Below are 17,182 nucleotides of genomic sequence, written 5' to 3'. Positions count from 1 at the left end.
GTCAGCGCCGCGGCGTGTCGAGCTGGGGCAGGAACCAGGCGCCGCGTTGCGGGACGCCGGGGCTGGCGCGCGCGTGCGCGGGGAGCAGCCAGCCCCACAAAGTCCCCTTCGGCCCCCAGCTATAGCCCGGCGGCGCCTGCTCGCTGTCGATCTGGACGTACAGCCGCCCGGTGCGCAGCGCCGCGGCCTGCGCCTTGCTCAGCCGATAGCGGCCCGCGATCGTCCCGTCGGTATCGCCGCTCACCGCCAGCGCCAGTGCCTTGCTGCCCGGCACGCCGATCGCGGGCCCGATCAGCAGGTGCGCCGCGGTGGCGCGCGAGGGCAGCCCGCGGAACCGGCCGCTGACGGTCAGCCGCGCGCCGTCGAGCCGCGCTTCCGCCTCGCCGCGGCCGGCGATCACCGCCTTGGTTTCGTCGTCGAGCGGCATCGGGCCGAGATCGGCTTGATAGTCGGCGGTGTCGCCAGCGGCGCGGAGTGGCGCGGCGAGGCACGCGATCACCAACAGCCACGCCAGCGTCCAGCGCATCCCGATCCTCCCCGCCGCCCTGGCACCCGACGACGATGATCTCGTCAGTGTGCTTGACGCGGTTTCAGATCGCATACAAGATTGCACCTGTCCATACAAACGGTGCGCCTACGGGCAGCGTCGCAAAAAGGAGAGTGGGATGAAAGGGTTGCTGTACCTGTGCGGCGCACTCGCGACGCTCGGCGGCGGGGTCGCGGCCTCTGCCCAATTCTCCGGGCGCGAGGATCCGATGCCGGTCACCCAGCCCAAAATGCCGGGCGAGTATTGGGCGCCCAAGCCCACGCAGCCGACCGCTTACAGCGCCCCCAATAAGGTCCATTGGAAGCTCGCCGACATCCGCGCGGCGCATCGCGGCCAGAGCGACTGGGTCCATCCCGTCGTGCGCAACCCCGAGCAGGACGCGGACTACGTCTCGCTCGGCGCGGGCAAGAAGACCAAGCCGCGCTTCTTCGCCGACGACCGCATCATGTTCATCGTGTGGGACGGCAGCCTGCGCGTGACGATCGACGGCGCCGAGCCCTTCACCGCGACCAAGGGCTTCATGGTCAGCGTGCCGTTCCGCCACGTCTATTCGGTCGAGAATGTTGGGCAGCAGCCCGCGGTCTGGTTCGAGGTGCGCCAGGCCGGCACTGCACCGCTCTACCCGGCCAGCGAGACCCCCGATCCGGTCAAGGGCCGCACCTATGTCAAGGTGACGGGCAACCCCGGCCCGGCCAAGGACCGCGACACCAACCCGATCTACGTCGACTTCTTCAAGACGATCGCGGTCGGCGACAAGCCGTACAACGGCAAGTTCGTGTGGGACGATCACTGGACCTCGAACATCCTTCGCGGCAAGGCCGCGGACGCGGTGCCGCCCGACACCAACAAGGGCCATTTCCACACCGAGTGGACCGAGTTCTGGTTCATCATGGAAGGCAAGATCGGCTACAAGATCGAGGGCTATCCCTATTTCACCTCGGAGCCGGGCGACGTGGTGACCGCGGCGCGCGGGCGCTGGCACCGCGCCGGCAACGATCCCAGCGCGCCGATGTCGACCCGCATCCCGATCAATCCGCGCCCCGTCATTCTCCACAACTTCGAGCCGGCGCACTGAGGCGGCCGGCAGGGGATCGCGTGATGCGCTTCACCCGACGCGCGCTGCTGGCGCTGCCGCCGCTCACGCTGCTCGCGCTGCGCGCGCCCTTCGCGGCGGCGCAGGTCAGCCCGCGGCAGCGCGCCCCCGGCGACACCGACTGGCGGCACTATGCCAACGATCTGGCGAGCACGCGCTACGCCGCGCTCGACCAGATCAACGCGGCGAATTTCGACAGCCTCGAGGTGGCGTGGCGCTTCCGCACCGACTCGCTCGGCGCGCGCCCCGACTATCAGCTCGAGGCGACGCCGCTGGTGGTCAACGGCGTGATCTACTCCACCGCCGGGTCGCGCCGCGACGTGGTCGCGCTCGACGCCGCGACCGGCGAGCTGTTGTGGATCCATCGCGAGGATGAGGGCGAGCGCGCGCGCAAGGCACCGCGCCAGCTCTCCGGGCGCGGCGTCTCCTACTGGACCGACGGCACCGAGGAGCGGCTGCTCTACGTCACGATCGGCTACCGGCTGATCGCGCTCGACCCGCGCACCGGCCAGCGCATCCCCGGCTTCGGCAGCGACGGCGCGGTCGATCTCAAGACCGAGTTCGACCAGGAGATCGACTTGATCGAGGGCGACGTCGGGCTCAACTCGACCCCGCTCGTCGCCAAGGACACGGTGGTGGTGGGCGCCGCGCACACCGCGGGCAACGTCCCCAAGACGCGCGACAACGTTCGCGGCTACGTGCGCGGCTATGACGCGCGTACCGGGCGACGAAAGTGGATCTTCCACACCATCCCGCGCCCCGGCGAGTTCGGCTATGACACCTGGCTCGACGGCACCGCGACGATCGGCAACGCCGGCATGTGGTGCCAGATCTCGGCCGATCCCGCGCTCAACCTCGCCTATCTCGGCATTGAGCTGCCGACCGGCGACGTCGGCGGCCAGTACCGCCGCGGCCCCGGCCTGTTCGGCGAGAGCATCGTCGCGGTCGACCTCGATAGCGGCGAGCGCAAGTGGCACTACCAGCTCGTCCACCACGGGCTGTGGGACTATGATATTCCCTGCGCCGCGATGCTGCTGGACGTGCCGGTCGGCGGGCGCACGCGGCAGCTGCTCGCGCAGCCGACCAAGCAGGGCTTCCTCTACGTGCTCGACCGCGCCACGGGCAAGCCGATATGGCCGATCCCCGAGCGCAAGGTGCCCAAGGGCGACGTGCCCGGCGAATGGTACGCGCCGACCCAGCCGATCCCGTCGCGCCCGCCCGCGTATGACGTCCAGGGCGTCGGCGACGACGACCTGATCGACTTCACCCCGGAGCTGCGCGCCAAGGCGCTGGCGGTGGCGAAGAACTATCGCCGCGGCCCGCTCTTCACCCCAGCCTCGATGTTCGAGCGCGAGGGCACCTGGGGCACGCTCACCGCGCCCAATTTGACCGGCGGCACCAACTGGCCCGGCGGCGGCGCCGATCCCGAGACGGGCGTGGTCTACGTCTATTCCAAGACCGTGGCCGACGTGATGAGCGAGCTGCCCAACGACGATCCGAAGCGCTCCGACTTCGCCGTCATCAACGTGCGCGGCATGCCCGACGCGCCGCGCCGCGGCGACCATACGTACGGCGCGCTGACGGTAGAGGGGCTGCCGCTGCTCAAGCCGCCTTACGGAAGGATCACTGCGATCGACCTCCGGCGCGGCGCGCATCTGTGGCAGGTGGCGCACGGCGAGACCCCCGACACGGTGCGCAACCATCCCAAGCTCAAGGGCATGACCATCCCCAAGACGGGACGCCCGGGCAACGTCGGGCCGCTGGTGACGAAAACGCTGGTGATCTGCGGCGAGCCCGGCGTCTTCACGCTGCCGGACGGGCGCCGCGGCGCGATGCTGTGCGCCTATGACAAGGCCAGCGGCGAGCAGAAGGGCGCGGTCTACATGCCCGCGGGCCAGACCGGTGCGCCGATGACCTACATGCTCGACCAGCGCCAGTACATCGTCATCGCGATCGGCGGGGGCGCGTACAGCAGCGAGCTGGTCGCCTTCCGTCTTCCCGCCGCGTGAGCGGCCCGTCCTCAGAGGTGCGCATGACCCATCCGTCGCTCCGCCCGTTGCTCGCCGTCGCGCTGGTCGCGCTGCCCGCGGTGGCGCTGTCGCAGGCCGCGCCGCGCAGCGTCTGGGGCGGCGTCTACAGCGCGGTGCAGGTGCAGCGCGGCGCCGCGGTCTACGCCGCCAGCTGCGCGAGCTGCCACGGCGACGCGCTCGGTGGCAACGACCAGGCGCCCGCGCTGGCGGGCAGCGGTTTCCTCGCCAATTGGAACGGCCAGACCGCGGCGGCGCTGTTCACGCGGATCAAGACGACCATGCCGCTCGACAATCCCAACTCGCTCGGCGCCGCGAAGGTGGCAGACGTCGAGGCGATGATCCTGTCGAAGAACGGCTTCCCCGCGGGCACCGCGGACCTGCCGAGCGACCCAGGCGCGCTCGGCGCGATCGCCATCACGCAGGACAGACCGGGATCATGAGCACGCGCCAGCCCTTGCCGCCTCGCGCGAAAGTTGTATGCAATTCGCGTAAGATGAATACACATAGGCGCCGAGGGGCGGGGCGGGGATGATGACGGGCGATCAGCCGCTGGCGGGGATCCGGGTGCTCGACGTGTCGCAGGTGATGGCGGGGCCATTCTGCTGCATGCTGCTGGGCGACATGGGTGCCGACGTCATCAAGGTGGAGCCGCCGCACGTCGGCGACAGCTCGCGTCGCTCGATGGGCTTCCGGCTCAAGGGCGAGGACAGCCCCGGCTTCCTCGCGCTCAACCGCAACAAGCGCAGCATCGTGCTCGACCTCAAGGACGCGGCCGACCGCGACACCTTCTACGCTTTGGTCGACACCGCCGACGTGCTGGTGGAGAACGGCCGTCCCGGCGTCGCGGCGCGGCTGGGCATGGGCTATGAGACGCTGCGCGCGCGCAACCCGCGGCTGATCTACGCCAGCATCTCGGGCTTCGGTGCGAGCGGACCCTGGGCGGCGCGGCCCGGCTACGACCTGATCGCGCAGGCGATGTCGGGGCTGATCAGCGCGGTCGGCCTCCCCGACGCCGAGCCGGTCAAGAACACCACGCCGGTGGGTGATCTCGGCTCGGCGCTGTTCGCGGCCTATGGCATCCTGTCCGCGCTGCTCGTGCGCGAGCGCACCGGCGAGGGGCAGCTCGTCACCGCCTCTCTGTTCGAGGCCGCGCTCGGCTTGTCGGTGTGGGAGACCGCGGAGCTGTGGGGCACCGGCAAGAGTCCGCGCCCGCTCGGCAGCGCCAATCGCATGTCCGCGCCCTATCAGGCGGTGGAGGCGGCGGACGGCTGGTTCGTCTTCGCCGCCGCCAACCAGAAGCTCTGGCTCGCGCTGCTCGGCGTGATCGATCGCGCCGAGCTGGCGGACGACCCGCGCTTCGTCGACAACAGCGCGCGCGTTGGCAACGCGCGCGAGCTGATCGAGCTGCTGCGGCCCAGCTTCCGCGCGCGGGCGGTGGCGGAATGGGTCGAGGCGCTGCTCGCCGCCGGCGTGCCGGCCGGGCCGATCCTCGACTACGCCCAGTCGACCACCAGCGAGCACGCGCAGGCGCGCGCGATGGTGCAGGACATACCGCACCCCGTAGAGGGCAGCATCAAGGCGCTGGGCTTCCCGGTGAAGCTGTCGGCGACGCCGCAGCAGGTCCGCTATCCCCCGCCGCTGCTCGACCAGCACGGCGACGAGATCCGCGGCGAGCTGCGCGCGGCGGGCCGGCTGGCGCAGGGCGCCACGGCGTGAGCGCGGGCGTCACCCGCTACGAGAAGCAGGGCGCGGTCGCGCGCATCACCTTCGACCGCCCCGCGGCCTATAACGCGCTCACCTGGGACATGTGGCGCGGGCTGGGCGAGGCCTGCGCCGCGATCGCCGCCGACCGCGAGGTGCGCGTCGTCACGCTGCGCGGCGCGGGGGGCAAGGCGTTCGTCTCGGGCACCGACATCGCCGGCTTCAGCGACTTTACCGGCGGCGAGCAGGGCGTTGCCTATGAGGCCGAGATGGACGGCTATGTCGGCGCGGTCGAGGCGCTGCCCCAGCCGGTGATCGCGATCGTCGACGGCTGGGCGGTCGGCGGCGGGCTGGCGCTGGCGTTCGCGAGCGACTTCCGCGTCGCCGCCGCGGGCGCGCGGTTCGGCTCGCCGCTGGCAAGGACGATCGGCAACTGCCTGTCCGCGCGCGGCTATGGCCGACTGGTCCAGCATGCCGGCGTGGCGATGGCGAAGCGGCTGCTGCTCGGTGCCGAGATCGTCGACGCGGCCGAGCTGCACGCGCTCGGGCTGGTCAATGCGGTGGTCGCGCCCGCGGAGATCGACGCCACCGTTGCCGCGCTGGTCGAGCGGCTGCTCGCGCACGCGCCGCTGACGATGGCGGTGAGCAAGGAGGCGATCCGCCGCGCCGCGGTCGCCGCGCAGCCCGACATCGCCGACCTGATCGCGCGCGTCTACGGCAGCGCCGACTTCGCCGAGGGCGTGCGCGCGTTCCTCGCCAAGGACACGCCGCAGTGGCGTGGCGCGTGAGCGGGCGATGATCGCCGCCTCGGTCGACGATTTCCGGGAGATGGCGCGGCGGCGCCTGCCCGATTTCCTGTTCGAATATATCGACGGCGGCTCCTATGCCGAGGAGACGCTGCGCGCCAACACCGCCGACCTCGCCGCGCTGCGGCTCCGCCAGCGCGTGATGCGCGACGTCGACGGGCTCAGCCTGCGCACGACGCTGATGGGGCAGGCGGCGGACTTCCCGGTGGCGCTCGCGCCGATCGGGCTCGCCGGGCTGTACGCGCGCCGCGGCGAGGTGCAGGCGGCGCGCGCGGCGGCGGCGGCGGGGGTGCCCTTCATCCTCTCCTCCTCGTCCTGCTGCGGGATCGAGGAGGTGGCCGCGGCGGCGCCGCTGATGCTCCAGCTCTACATCATCAAGGACCGCGGCTTCATGGAGGACCTGCTCGCGCGCACCGCCGCCTTGGGGGTCGAGACGCTGGTGCTGACGGTCGACCTGATCGTGCACAGCCCGCGCCGCCGCGACGTGCGCACCAGCCTGACCGGCGACCAGGGCGCGGCGGCGCGGCTGCGGCGCGCCGTGGAGATCGCACGCCATCCGGCATGGGCATGGGACGTCGGCGTGCGCGGGCGGCCGCACACGCTCGGCAACTATGCCGCCAAGATGCCGGGCGGCGCGGGGCTGGCCGAGTTCACCGCCTGGGTCAGCCGCAACTTCGACGCCTCGGTCACCTGGGCCGACCTCGACTGGCTGCGCCGGCATTGGCGCGGGCGGCTCGTCATCAAGGGCGTGCTCGACGCCGAGGACGCGCGCGACGCGGTCGCGGCCGGGGCGGCGTCGATCATCGTCTCCAACCACGGCGGCCGCCAGCTCGACGGTGCGCCTTCCGCGGTCGCGGCGCTGCCGCGCGTGGTAGAGGCGGTCGACGGGCGCGCCGAGGTGCTGATGGACGGCGGCATCCGCTCGGGCACCGACATCCTGCGCGCGCTCGCGCTCGGCGCGCGCGGCGTGCTGCTCGGGCGCGCCTGGGCCTATGCGCTCGGCGCGCAGGGCGGGGCGGGGGTGACGCGGATGCTCGCGCTGCTGCGCCACGAACTGGCGGTCGCGATGGCGTTGGCGGGGCAGCGCGACGTGACGGCGGTCGGGCGCGACGTGCTGGTCGCGCCGCCGCGCTGAGCGATCGCTCATGCCGCACCGCCGCTTGATGCTGGAACAGCCTGGGAGGATGACGATGCGACGGACGATGACGGGTGCGGCGCGATGGGCATCGCTCGCGGCGCTGCTGCTGGCCGGTGCGGCGCAGGCGAAGCCGGTGCTCTATCGCGGCTTCACGCTGATCGACGGCACTGGCGCGGCGCCGCGCGCGGGGCAGGCGATGCTGGTCGACGGCGCGCGGATCCGTTGGATCGGCGCGCAGGGCAAGGCGCCGAAGCGGCGCGGCGTGCGCACCGTCGACCTCGGCGGCAAATATCTGATGCCGGGGATCATCGATCTCCACATCCACATCGGCACCGTGCGCGACCTCGCCCAAAAGGCGGAGTATTTCACGCCCGAGTCGGTGCGGCGCGACCTGCGCACCTATGCCGCCTTCGGGGTGACCACGGTGCAGTCGATGGGCACCGACAAGGACAGCGTGCTCGCCATCCGCGACGCCGGGCGGGACGGCCCGCAGACGATGGCACGACTGCTGACCGCGGGGCAGGGGCTGGTGTTCAAGGGCGGCTATGGCGGCGTGCCGGGGATCAACCATCCCGTTGCGACGCCGGAGGAAGCCGCCGCCGAGGTCGACGCGCAGGCGCGCAAGGGCGTCGACTATATCAAGCTGTGGATGGACGACGAACTCGGCGCGATGCCGAAGATGCCCTATGCGATCAGCAAGGCGATCATCGACGCCGGACACCGCCGCGGCAAGCGCGTGCTCGCCCATGTCTTCTACCTCGCCGATGCCAAGATGCTGGTGGCGCAGGGGATCGACGGCTTCATGCACAGCGTGCGCGACAGGCCGGTCGACGCCGAGCTGATCGACGCGATGAAGGCGCGCGGTGTGTGGCAGGGCGCCGGCACGCTCAGCCGCGAGGCTGCGGTCTATGCCTTCGCCGCGGACAATCCGCGCACCCGCGACCCGTTCTTCCGCCAGGCCGCCGACCCCGCCACAATCGCGGGGCTGGAGAGCCCCGAGCGCGAGAGAACGATCGCGTCGAGCCGCATCTATCCCGCGCTGCCCAGGATCGACGAGCAGGCGCGCGACAATGAGTTGGCGCTGGCGCGCGCCGGCGTGCGCTACGGCTTCGGCACCGACGCGGGGCCGCCGGGGCGGCTGCCGGGCTATTCCGAGCATTGGGAGCTGGAGCAGCTGGTGAAGGCCGGCTTCACCCCGACGCAGGCGATCCACACCGCGACCGGCCGCTCGGCGCAGTGGCTCGGCACCGGCGACCGCGGCGTGATCGCCCCCGGCCGGCTCGCCGATTTCGTCGTGCTCGACGCCGACCCAACGCGCGACATCCTCAACAGCCGCCGCATCGCCGCGGTCTATGTCGGGGGCAACAAGGTGCCGTCGGTCCGATGAGCGGGGTGCCGCTCGCCGCGGCGCCGGCACCCGAGGCGGCCGGGGCCGCCGCGGCGGCGCGGCCGACGCGGGTGCGCCACGTCGTGCTGTGGCTCACCGTGCTGGCTTACATGATTACCTATATGGACCGCGTGGTCATCTCGGTGACCGGGCCGATGATCCAGCAGGAATATGGAATCGGCGATCGTGCCTGGGGCTGGGTGCTGGGGGTGTTCCAGATCGGCTACGCGTTGTTCCAGATCCCGGGCGGCTGGCTCGGCGACCGCTTCGGTCCGCGCCGCGTGCTCACCGCGGTGGTGGTGTGGTGGTCGAGCTTCACCGCGCTGACGACCGCGACGTGGAGCATCGGCTCGCTGATCGCCTGCCGCTTCCTGTTCGGCTGCGGCGAGGCGGGCGCCTTCCCCAACGCGACGCGCTCGCTCAGCCGCTGGATGCTGCCCTCCGAGCGCGGCTTCGCGCAGGGCGTGACGCATGCGGGCGCGCGGCTCGGCGCGGCGCTGACGCCGTTGCTGGTGGTGTGGCTGATGATCCACCTCGGCTGGCGCGCGCCGTTCCTGATCTTCGCCGGGCTGGGGCTGGTCTGGGCCGCAATATGGTTCGGCTATTACCGTGACCGGCCGCAGGATCATGCCGGCACCAACGCCGCGGAGCGCGAGATGATCGCGGCGGCGCTGGCGCCACAGGCGGCGGCGGGCGCCACGGCGCGGGTGCCGTGGCGGCGCATCCTGGCGCAGCCGCAGCTCTGGCTGATCTCGGCGATGTATTTTTGCTATGCCTATTCGATCAACATCTTCCTGACCTGGTTCCCCAAGTATCTCGGCGAGGTGCGCGATTTCGAACTGGCGCGGATGGGGCTGTTCGCCAGCCTGCCGCTGATGGCGGGCGTGATCGGCGACGTGGCGGGAGGTTGGGTGTCGGACCATCTGCTGCGGCGCACCGGCCGCGTCGCCTGGGCGCGGCGCGCGGTCGCGGTGGTGGGGTTCGCGCTGGCCACGGTGGCGATCCCGGCCGGCGTGCTGAGCGCGTCACCGCTGGTGAGCGTCGCGTGGTTTGCGCTCGCGGTGTTCGGTCTCGAACTGACCGTCGGGGTGTCCTGGGCGCTGACGCTCGACGTGGGCGGGGTCTACGCCGGCTCGGTGTCCGCGGTGATGAACACGTTCGGCAACGTCGGCGGCGCGCTCGCGGCAGTGATCACCGGCTATATCCTCCACTGGAGCGGATGGAACGCGGCGATGTACGTGCTCGCCGCGCTGTCGGCGCTGGGCGGGCTGCTGTTCCTGCGGATCGACGCGTCGCGACTGCTCTATCGCGACGCCGGCTGAGCCCGGCGCCGCGGCGGCGTCACTCGGCGCCGGGCGCGCTCCTGTACGCCCGCGACCTTTGCTCGCGCCGCGCGCGCTTGCGCGCCTCCTGAATGCTGGCGGCGCCGTTGTCGAAATGCGCCTCCATCAGGTGCGCAACCGCGGCGAGGTCGCGTGCGCGAAAGGCGCGCTCGATCTCGACATGCTCCTGGAACGCCTCGGCCCAGCGCGCATGGTCGAGCGTGCTGACGTGGCGCGCGCGCTCGGCCCGCGGCAGCAGCAGCCGCCACGCCAATACCAAAGAGGAATTGCCGGAGGACTCGACGATATGCTCGTGGATCAGCCGGTTGGCCTCCAGATAGCGCGGCCGGTCGCGCAGCTCGAAATAATGCGCCAGATCGCCCTGCAACTCGGACAGCACCTCCATGTCCTCGGGCCGCATCCGCTCGCACGCGAGCCGCGCCGCGAGGGATTCGAGCGCGCCCAGCACGCTGAAGACGTCGGACGCCGCCTGTTCGTCGAGCTGGCTGACCTGTACCGTCCGGTTGGGCAGCAGCGTCACCAGCCCTTCCGCCGCCAGCGTCCGCAACGCTTCCCGGACGGGGGTGCGCGACGTCCCGAACTGCTCGCTGAGCGCGACTTCGCGGAGTGGTTCGCCGGGCGCGAGCTCCCCGGAGAGGATCATCCTTCGCAGCAGCGTGACCGCCTCCTGATGGCGGTCGCCCTTGCGAGCGGGCGCGCGGGTGTCGGCGGGAGGAGCGTCGGCAGACATTGCATGCTCATAACCGCTCATGTCGACAACGGCAAACCGACGGCGATCGTGCTGGCGGGTATAGCAAGGGCGCCGAAATGCCGGTCGATGATCATGGCGTGTTAAGAATCCGGCTGGGTTGTTCGCACCCCCAGGCTCCGCGCGCTCGACCGTATCGCCGAGCCTGAAGCCAGGTGAACGCCTGGGGCGGCAACGCGGCGGCCGGCGCTACGCCGGCGCGAGCGCCGCGTGAATCAGCCGTTGGCGCCGCTGCTCAGGATCGTGCCGTTGAGTCCAGACGGGAAGAAGCCGCCGTTCGTCACCGCGGCGCTGCTCTGGAAGACCACGTTGAGCACCTGCGCCGCACTCCGCCCCAGCACCAGCCCGCCATTGTCGGTCGGGACGATGTTGGCGGCGCCAGCGGTGCCGATGTCCTGGTCGGTCTCGCCCGCGCCGTCGAGCGAATCGCGTGACGCGGAGATCTGGCTCACCCGCGTGTAGATGCTGGGCACCGTCAGCCCGCGACGCCACAGCTCGGACCGGATCGTCGCGTCATGATAGCATTCGGCCGCGAGGATCCCGGCGCTGGCCTCGAGGTAGGTCTTGCTGGTGAGCAGACGCGCGGCGCCGCGGTAGGCGGTGACGCCGACGTCGGTGAGCAGATAGGCGCCGATCAGAAAATTCTCGTCGCTCGCATAAGGATCGAAGATGTCGCCCGCGCCGACCACCCCGGCGGCGCGTGCGGCCGCGGTGAAGGCGCCGACGGTGCTGGTGTTGCCAACGGTCACGCTGGCGCTGCCCGAGATGTTGATCGCCGGCTGCGCCACGCGCGCGCCGCCCAGCGTTTCGCGCAGGAAGCGGATATGGCCGATCTCGTCGGCGGCGATCTCGCGGGCATATTCGGCGACCACGTCGTCACTGAAGTCGACCGCGCGCGCCGCCCCCGCGCCGCTGCCGGTCACGACCGGACCCTGGGTCCCCAGGCCGGTCAGCAACGCGCCGTCCACCCCGTTGCCGGAGACGGCGTAGGCGTAATAGGCGCCTTCGAGATATTCGAGCTGAAGGGCGAAGTTGAGCACCGCCACGTCGGTGACGCCGCCGCTCGCCGTGGGAGTCGGCGCCGGCGTGGTGCCGCCGCCGCCATTGTCCTCGCCATCGTCACCGCAGCCGGACAGCAGCGCGAGTCCGCCCGTCATCGCCGCGGCGCCGCCGCACAAGCGGATGAAGCGTCGGCGCGCCTGGCGCTGCTGCTCGGCGCGCTCCATGAGGTCGAGGAACTCGATCGGGTCGCTCATCGCCGTGCTCCTCAGTTCGCGCCGGAGCGACGCAGCGCCGCGTTGGCATTGTTGGTCCCCGCCGGGAAGAAACCGCCGGCGCTGACCTGCTCCTTGGTGAGATAGGCGATGTTGTGGACCTGCTCGACAGTGCGGCTGAACACCAGCCCGCGCCCGTCGGTGGGGACGACATTGGCGGCGCGGCCGTAGATCGAGGTGACCGGCGAGATGCCCTGGTCGTCATCGTCGACCCGGCGCGGCGGCCCGTCCGACTCGTCGTCGCCGTCGAGGTCGTCGCGCGCGTCGGAGATCTTGTCAGCGTTTTCGCGCAGATCGTCGATGTCGACGCCGCGGCGGTAGAGCGCGCTGCGGATCAGCCCGGCGTGGAACGCCTCGGCGGCGAGCAGCCCGGCCGCGGCGTCGATGATCCCGACGTCGCTCAGCAGCGGGGCGGCACCCTTGTAGGCGGTGACGCCGACGTCCTCGAACAGGAAGGCGGCGAGCAGGAAATTATCGTCGTTGGCGTAAGGATCGAACACGCCGCCGCTGGCGTCCAGGTCGATGTCGGCGGCTTTGGCTGCGGCGGTGAAGACGGTGGTAGAGAGATCGATCGCGGGCTGCGCAACCGCGGCCCCGCCGAGGGCGCGGCGCAGCGTGGCGACGTGCGCGACCTCGTCGGCCGCGATCTCGCGCGCATATTGAATCACCGCGGGGTCCGACAGCGCCGCGCGCCGCGCCCCGGTGACCGCTCCCTGCGTCTGCGTACCGGTCAGCTGGTCCGCCGCCAGTCCGGCGCCGGTGACCGCATAGCTGTAGAATTGCGCCTCGAGATATTCGAGGTTCAGCGCGAAGTTGAGGATGTCGGCGTCGCTCGGCGCCGCCTGCGCGCTGGCCTCCCGCGCCACCATCAGCCCGCCGACGCCCAGCACCGCTAATCCAGCGGCGTTGCGGAAGAAGGTGCGTCGTCCGTCGCGCCGCCGCGCGTGCGCCTCGATCAGTCTCTCGCCCGCGGCCATTCGATGCTCTCCTCTTCGACGCGGCGCGACGTCGCGCGAGAGGGATACGAGGGGGCGGCGAAAAGGATGCGTCCAGGCCGCAACGATCGGGTCGCGACTTGCTGATCTCCGTGGCGCTGGTCCTGGCGATGGCGCGCTTGCCGTCGAACTAGCAAGCGGACGGCGGATGCCCTCCGCCATGTAGCGCCCGGTGCGGCCGCTTTGACAACAGCGAAGTGGGCGCCTCTTCTGGTACGCCTCGCTACCCTCGCTAGAGATGTCCGGCATGTCCCATCCCATCACCTTCGTCGTGCTGGTGGCGGCGGTGCTGCACGCCAGCTGGAATGCGCTGCTGCGCGCCGGCTCCGATCGGCTCTGGTCGATGACGGTGATGTGCGCCGCCATTGGGATCGCCTGTGCGGTGGCGGCTCCCTTTGTGCCGCTTCCGCTGTGGGCGAGTTGGCCGTACGCGATCCTCTCTGCCATCATCCATGTCGGCTACAGCTTGTTCTGGTGCGGACGTACCGCACCGGGGATCTGGGGCAGACCTATCCCATCTCGCGCGGGTCCTCGCCCGTGCTGGTGACGCTCGGTGCAGCCGCTTTCGCGGGCGAATGGCCCGGCACGGTCGCGCTTGTGGGAGTGGCACTCGTATCGGGCCGCATCGTTTCGCTGGCCTTCCAGGGCCGCGCGATTGGCAGGGCCGGGTTGCTGAGCGCGCTGGGGACGGGGTGCCTGATCGGCGCGTACAGCGTGACCGACGGGATCGGCGCGCGGCTCTCGGGCTCGCCGGTCGGCTATGCGGTGTGGATGTGCCTGCTTTGGAGTGCGATGACACCGCCGGTGTATTTCGCGCTGCGCGGCCGACTTGATCTGCTGCGCGGCGCGCGAGACGCTGACAGCAGCAAGCGGCGGTCTCGTGTCCCTCGTGGCGTACGGCATCATCATCGTCGCCATGTCGCTCGGTCCGATGGGACCCGTCTCCGCTCTCCGCGAGACGAGCGTGGTGTGTGCCGCTGTGATCGGCCGTCTATTCCTTCATGAACGGCTGACCGGCTTCCGCATCGTCGCCTGTTCGGTGGTCGCTCTCGGCGCGATCTGCCTCGGGCACGTCGGAAGCCGATCCGCCGGGCGGGATCACACGTCGTCACGGCCGCTCGTCCGGCTGATGTCCCCGCTTCGTCACGTTCGTTGATCGCGTGTGGCCTGTCGCCTTCGCTTCAGCTCACCTCCTCAACCACCTTAGCCTCGCGCAGAGGTGCGGCCGAGATGCATGAAGACGCGAACTTGCCGCCCGCTTCGTTTGCCAGGGCCCTGTGCCGATTGAGCGAGGGAGCATAGCGGTTCAAGCTGACATGGCGGCTTCGGGCGGGGCGCAGCCTGCGTCCGCCGCGGGGAATCTACAGGCCTGCGTGAGGTCGAGAACCTGGTTGAAGGCTGCGCCGGTGAGTGGCCGGCTGATGTGATAGCCTTGGATCGTGTCGCATCCCTCGGCGACGGAGAAGGCGAACTGATCGCTTGTCTCGACGCCCTCGACGGTCGTGCCGATACCAAGGCATGCGCTCATCGTTATGATCGCCCGGACGATGGCCGCGCTCTCCGGATCCTCCGGTATCTGCCGTACGAAGGATTGATCGATCTTGATCTTGTCGAACGGGAACTTCCGCAGATAGCTCAGAGACGAGTAGCCGGTGCCGAAATCATCCATCGAGATCCGGATACCCGCACTCTTGAGCTCCCTCAGCGTGACGAGCGTGTTCGCCTCATCGCTGAGGAGAACGCCCTCGGTGATCTCGAGCTCGAGCCGGTTGGCGGCCAATCCGGACGACCGGAGCGCGGACAGCACGATGGAGGCGATTGCGGGATCACGGAACTGGGCCGGCGAGAGGTTCACGGCGACGCTGATATGCGGTGGCCAGGTCGCCGCCTGCGCGCACGCCGTGCGGAGCACCCAATCGCCGAGCGGGAGGATCAGTCCGGTCTCCTCGGCGAGCGGGATGAACTCGACCGGGGAGACGAGACCGCGGTCGGGATGGTTCCACCGGACAAGTGCCTCGGCCGCGGTGATCTCGCCGGTCTTGGCGTCGACCAAAGGCTGATAGTGGAGCTCGAGCTCTCCCCCGCTGATCGCGTGACGCAAGCCGATCTCGAGTCTGCGACGCTCTTGCGTCTCCTGGTCGAACACGGGATCGTAACGGCGCCATGTAGCGCGGCCGTCGGACTTGGCCGCATAGAGCGCGAGATCGGCGTTGCGGAGTAGCTCGGCTGGATCGTCACCGTCATCAGGCGCCCAGGCGAAGCCGACACTCGCGCCGAGATGAATAGCTTGGCCGTGATACAGGAACGGGCGGTTGCCGATCGTCCTTACCAGACGCTCGGCCAGGATCGCGACCGAGTCAGGGTGATCCGCGGCGGCCTGCAACACGGCGAACTCGTCGCCACCGAGGCGCGCCAGCACATCATCTTCCCGCAGGGTGGCCTGTAACCGCTCCGCCACCATCTGCAGGATGGCGTCCCCTGCGGCGTGGCCGAGCGTGTCATTGACCGGCTTGAAGCGGTCCAGGTCCAGCATCAGCACCGCGAAGGACCGGTCGCGATCACGGCGCGAGGCAGTGTGCAGCGACAGCAGGTCGAAGAAGCGCGTGCGGTTCGCCACACCGGTGAGGGAGTCGTTGAACGCCAGCGTGCGCATGCGCGCCTCGGTGCGCAGGCGCTCGCGCTGGTCCCGCACGGCGATGACCATCTGCAACTGATGTCCGAGCGTGACCTGCGAGCGGAGGACGCGCACCGGGATCGTCGTGTCGTCGGCGCTGACCAGCTGTGCCTCGCGTTCTTCCCGCTCCGGCAGGCTATCGAACTCGATGCCGGGGAGCAGCGAGCTGAGCGATCGGTTCGCGAGACCGCCCGTCGCATGGCCGGAAAGCCGCTCGACGCTTCGGTTGGCCGTGACCACAATATCGTCGCGACAGATCAGCAGCCCCTCCAGCGCCACGTCGGCGAGTTCGCGAATGCGACGCTGGTCCTGCCGAACCCGTGCCTTTGCAGCCAGGTCGAAGCGCCACCCGATCACCGCGAGGGTGAGCAGCGCGATCGATACGCCGGCTACCCAGGGCGTCACCATGGCCGGCGACATTGCGCCCGTCGGCAAATCGACGGCGGGATCGCTCCGCAGCGTCATGGCGGCCATCCCGCAGAAATGCAGCACGCCGATGGCGAGGAGAAGGAGTGCCGGCGCCGCGCGCCGGACGCGATGGCGGCGATGCGAGAGCGTCATCATGCCCAGGCCGGCAATCGGCACGCCGAGAAGCAGCGAGAAGAGGATGAGCGCCGGGTTCCAACTGACCGAACCGCGAACCAGATAAGCAGACTGTCCGACGTAGTGGAGCCCTGCGATCCCGACGCCGATGATAAGCCCGGCGACAAACTGTCGGACGCGCTGGCGGGATCGCATCGAGACGAGCATGCCGGCGCCGATGCCGAGGATCGCACAAGCCAGCGACAGGATCGTGGTCACCGGATCGAAGGCGGCGTCAACTTCGGGCCGAAACGCAAGGAGCACGATGAAGTGGGTCGCCCAGGCGGTGCAGCCGCCCGCGACGATACTCACCGTCGCCCATCGCGGTCGCGCACTCCCGCTGGCGCGCATCGCGTGACGTGCGATGGCGAAGGTCGCGTAGACACCCACCGCGCAGACCAGCGCCGCCATGCTCGCGAGCCGGTGATCGTGGTCATGCACGATACAATGCACGATTGTTTGAAGGGTACGCATGCGGCTCGCGCTAGACCCAGTCTCTTAACGTATGATCAGCAGCGCGCGTGATTGCGCATGATCTAGAGCAAGTCCTTGCCGGCGTCTCTCATCCCCGCCTTATCGGGGTCACCTCGAAGCGCTCGCTGCCCGAGACACGGCCGTGAACCTGCTGACCGGGTCGGGTCTTGTGGTCTGCCATCCTATGCTCCGTCGCAACGAACTGCCCAATGCGCGTGCAGATCGGGGGCCCGGCGCAACTCAGGCGATGCCCTCAGGCGAACGCTTTGTCGTATCTGCTCATTCTGCCCGCATCCGATCGGAAAGGTCCGCGTTCGTGACGCGGGAGGAACGACCATGACCGATGATCCCGTCTTCTGCCGCGAGCGCGCCGAACTTGAGCGCGGCCAT

15 protein-coding genes are annotated in these 17,182 nt (G+C 70.1%); 10 read left to right on the top strand and 5 right to left on the bottom strand.

Features of this window, described 5'->3' with window-relative positions:
* Window position 1: 1 nt before the first annotated feature.
* Window positions 2-526, bottom strand: a complete 525-nt coding sequence (locus ACMGDM_RS15360) for a CHRD domain-containing protein (RefSeq protein WP_436804991.1) — start codon at window positions 524-526, stop codon at window positions 2-4.
* Between the two features lie 139 nt (window positions 527-665).
* Here ACMGDM_RS15360 and ACMGDM_RS15355 point away from each other — a divergent pair, with 139 nt between their 5' ends.
* The 8 genes from ACMGDM_RS15355 to ACMGDM_RS15320 all read left to right on the top strand — a co-directional run bounded on the left by ACMGDM_RS15355 (window position 666) and on the right by ACMGDM_RS15320 (window position 10,024).
* Window positions 666-1,622 (top strand): cupin domain-containing protein, encoded by a 957-nt coding sequence (locus tag ACMGDM_RS15355; protein ID WP_436804990.1) that lies wholly within the window; start codon window positions 666-668, stop codon window positions 1,620-1,622.
* 23 nt (window positions 1,623-1,645) lie between these two features.
* Complete coding sequence (locus ACMGDM_RS15350; protein ID WP_436804989.1) at window positions 1,646-3,649, top strand: outer membrane protein assembly factor BamB family protein; 2,004 nt, start codon at window positions 1,646-1,648, stop codon at window positions 3,647-3,649.
* A 23-nt stretch (window positions 3,650-3,672) separates the two neighbouring features.
* Window positions 3,673-4,110, top strand: a complete 438-nt coding sequence (locus ACMGDM_RS15345) for a c-type cytochrome (RefSeq protein WP_436804988.1) — start codon at window positions 3,673-3,675, stop codon at window positions 4,108-4,110.
* Window positions 4,111-4,198: 88 nt separating this feature from the next.
* Window positions 4,199-5,386, top strand: coding sequence for a CaiB/BaiF CoA transferase family protein (locus ACMGDM_RS15340; protein WP_436804987.1), 1,188 nt, complete (start codon window positions 4,199-4,201; stop codon window positions 5,384-5,386).
* A complete protein-coding gene (locus ACMGDM_RS15335; protein ID WP_436804986.1) occupies window positions 5,383-6,159 on the top strand; it encodes an enoyl-CoA hydratase in 777 nt (258 codons plus the stop codon). Before ACMGDM_RS15340 ends, ACMGDM_RS15335 begins: the two co-directional genes overlap by 4 nt.
* A gap of 7 nt (window positions 6,160-6,166) precedes the next feature.
* Complete coding sequence (locus ACMGDM_RS15330; protein ID WP_436805169.1) at window positions 6,167-7,312, top strand: L-lactate dehydrogenase; 1,146 nt, start codon at window positions 6,167-6,169, stop codon at window positions 7,310-7,312.
* A gap of 55 nt (window positions 7,313-7,367) precedes the next feature.
* Window positions 7,368-8,702, top strand: a complete 1,335-nt coding sequence (locus ACMGDM_RS15325; protein WP_436804985.1) for an amidohydrolase family protein — start codon at window positions 7,368-7,370, stop codon at window positions 8,700-8,702.
* Window positions 8,699-10,024: an MFS transporter gene (locus tag ACMGDM_RS15320; RefSeq protein WP_436804984.1), complete on the top strand. Its 1,326-nt coding sequence runs from the start codon at window positions 8,699-8,701 to the stop codon at window positions 10,022-10,024. The genes ACMGDM_RS15325 and ACMGDM_RS15320 overlap by 4 nt, the downstream gene beginning before the upstream one ends.
* A gap of 19 nt (window positions 10,025-10,043) precedes the next feature.
* Here ACMGDM_RS15320 and ACMGDM_RS15315 read toward each other — a convergent pair whose 3' ends face one another.
* From ACMGDM_RS15315 to ACMGDM_RS15305, 3 genes are all read right to left on the bottom strand, one after another.
* Window positions 10,044-10,775 carry a GntR family transcriptional regulator gene (locus ACMGDM_RS15315; RefSeq protein WP_436804983.1) on the bottom strand — a complete coding sequence of 244 codons (732 nt, stop codon included), beginning with the start codon at window positions 10,773-10,775 and terminating at the stop codon, window positions 10,044-10,046.
* A 233-nt stretch (window positions 10,776-11,008) separates the two neighbouring features.
* Window positions 11,009-12,049 (bottom strand): ferritin-like domain-containing protein, encoded by a 1,041-nt coding sequence (locus ACMGDM_RS15310; RefSeq protein WP_436804982.1) that lies wholly within the window; start codon window positions 12,047-12,049, stop codon window positions 11,009-11,011.
* An 11-nt stretch (window positions 12,050-12,060) separates the two neighbouring features.
* Window positions 12,061-13,044, bottom strand: coding sequence for a ferritin-like domain-containing protein (locus ACMGDM_RS15305; protein ID WP_436804981.1), 984 nt, complete (start codon window positions 13,042-13,044; stop codon window positions 12,061-12,063).
* 265 nt (window positions 13,045-13,309) lie between these two features.
* Here ACMGDM_RS15305 and ACMGDM_RS15300 point away from each other — a divergent pair, with 265 nt between their 5' ends.
* Both ACMGDM_RS15300 and ACMGDM_RS15295 read left to right on the top strand, forming a co-directional pair.
* Window positions 13,310-13,609, top strand: a complete 300-nt coding sequence (locus ACMGDM_RS15300) for a hypothetical protein (RefSeq protein WP_436804980.1) — start codon at window positions 13,310-13,312, stop codon at window positions 13,607-13,609.
* 333 nt (window positions 13,610-13,942) lie between these two features.
* On the top strand, window positions 13,943-14,218 hold the full coding sequence (locus tag ACMGDM_RS15295; protein WP_436805168.1) for a hypothetical protein: 276 nt from the start codon (window positions 13,943-13,945) through the stop codon (window positions 14,216-14,218).
* A gap of 150 nt (window positions 14,219-14,368) precedes the next feature.
* Here ACMGDM_RS15295 and ACMGDM_RS15290 read toward each other — a convergent pair whose 3' ends face one another.
* Window positions 14,369-16,792, bottom strand: coding sequence for a bifunctional diguanylate cyclase/phosphodiesterase (locus ACMGDM_RS15290; protein WP_436804979.1), 2,424 nt, complete (start codon window positions 16,790-16,792; stop codon window positions 14,369-14,371).
* Between the last annotated feature and the right edge of the window lie 390 nt (window positions 16,793-17,182).

Source organism: Sphingomonas larreae (assembly GCF_051400595.1).
GTDB lineage: Bacteria > Pseudomonadota > Alphaproteobacteria > Sphingomonadales > Sphingomonadaceae > Sphingomonas.
The sequence above is the reverse complement of the archived record's forward strand: the minus strand, read 5'-3'. Positions and strand labels throughout refer to the sequence as shown.

What these genes read in the sequence shown, in the direction of transcription:
- ACMGDM_RS15320 (WP_436804984.1), top strand. Translation starts at nt 8,699, where the DNA reads ATGAGCGGGGTGCCGCTCGCCGCGGCGCCGGCACCCGAGGCGGCCGGG.
- ACMGDM_RS15360 (WP_436804991.1), bottom strand. Translation starts at nt 526, where the DNA reads ATGCGCTGGACGCTGGCGTGGCTGTTGGTGATCGCGTGCCTCGCCGCG.
- ACMGDM_RS15315 (WP_436804983.1), bottom strand. Translation starts at nt 10,775, where the DNA reads ATGTCTGCCGACGCTCCTCCCGCCGACACCCGCGCGCCCGCTCGCAAG.
- ACMGDM_RS15305 (WP_436804981.1), bottom strand. Translation starts at nt 13,044, where the DNA reads ATGGCCGCGGGCGAGAGACTGATCGAGGCGCACGCGCGGCGGCGCGAC.
- ACMGDM_RS15330 (WP_436805169.1), top strand. Translation starts at nt 6,167, where the DNA reads ATGATCGCCGCCTCGGTCGACGATTTCCGGGAGATGGCGCGGCGGCGC.
- ACMGDM_RS15290 (WP_436804979.1), bottom strand. Translation starts at nt 16,792, where the DNA reads ATGCGTACCCTTCAAACAATCGTGCATTGTATCGTGCATGACCACGAT.
- ACMGDM_RS15345 (WP_436804988.1), top strand. Translation starts at nt 3,673, where the DNA reads ATGACCCATCCGTCGCTCCGCCCGTTGCTCGCCGTCGCGCTGGTCGCG.
- ACMGDM_RS15325 (WP_436804985.1), top strand. Translation starts at nt 7,368, where the DNA reads ATGCGACGGACGATGACGGGTGCGGCGCGATGGGCATCGCTCGCGGCG.
- ACMGDM_RS15340 (WP_436804987.1), top strand. Translation starts at nt 4,199, where the DNA reads ATGATGACGGGCGATCAGCCGCTGGCGGGGATCCGGGTGCTCGACGTG.
- ACMGDM_RS15310 (WP_436804982.1), bottom strand. Translation starts at nt 12,049, where the DNA reads ATGAGCGACCCGATCGAGTTCCTCGACCTCATGGAGCGCGCCGAGCAG.
- ACMGDM_RS15300 (WP_436804980.1), top strand. Translation starts at nt 13,310, where the DNA reads ATGTCCCATCCCATCACCTTCGTCGTGCTGGTGGCGGCGGTGCTGCAC.
- ACMGDM_RS15350 (WP_436804989.1), top strand. Translation starts at nt 1,646, where the DNA reads ATGCGCTTCACCCGACGCGCGCTGCTGGCGCTGCCGCCGCTCACGCTG.
- ACMGDM_RS15355 (WP_436804990.1), top strand. Translation starts at nt 666, where the DNA reads ATGAAAGGGTTGCTGTACCTGTGCGGCGCACTCGCGACGCTCGGCGGC.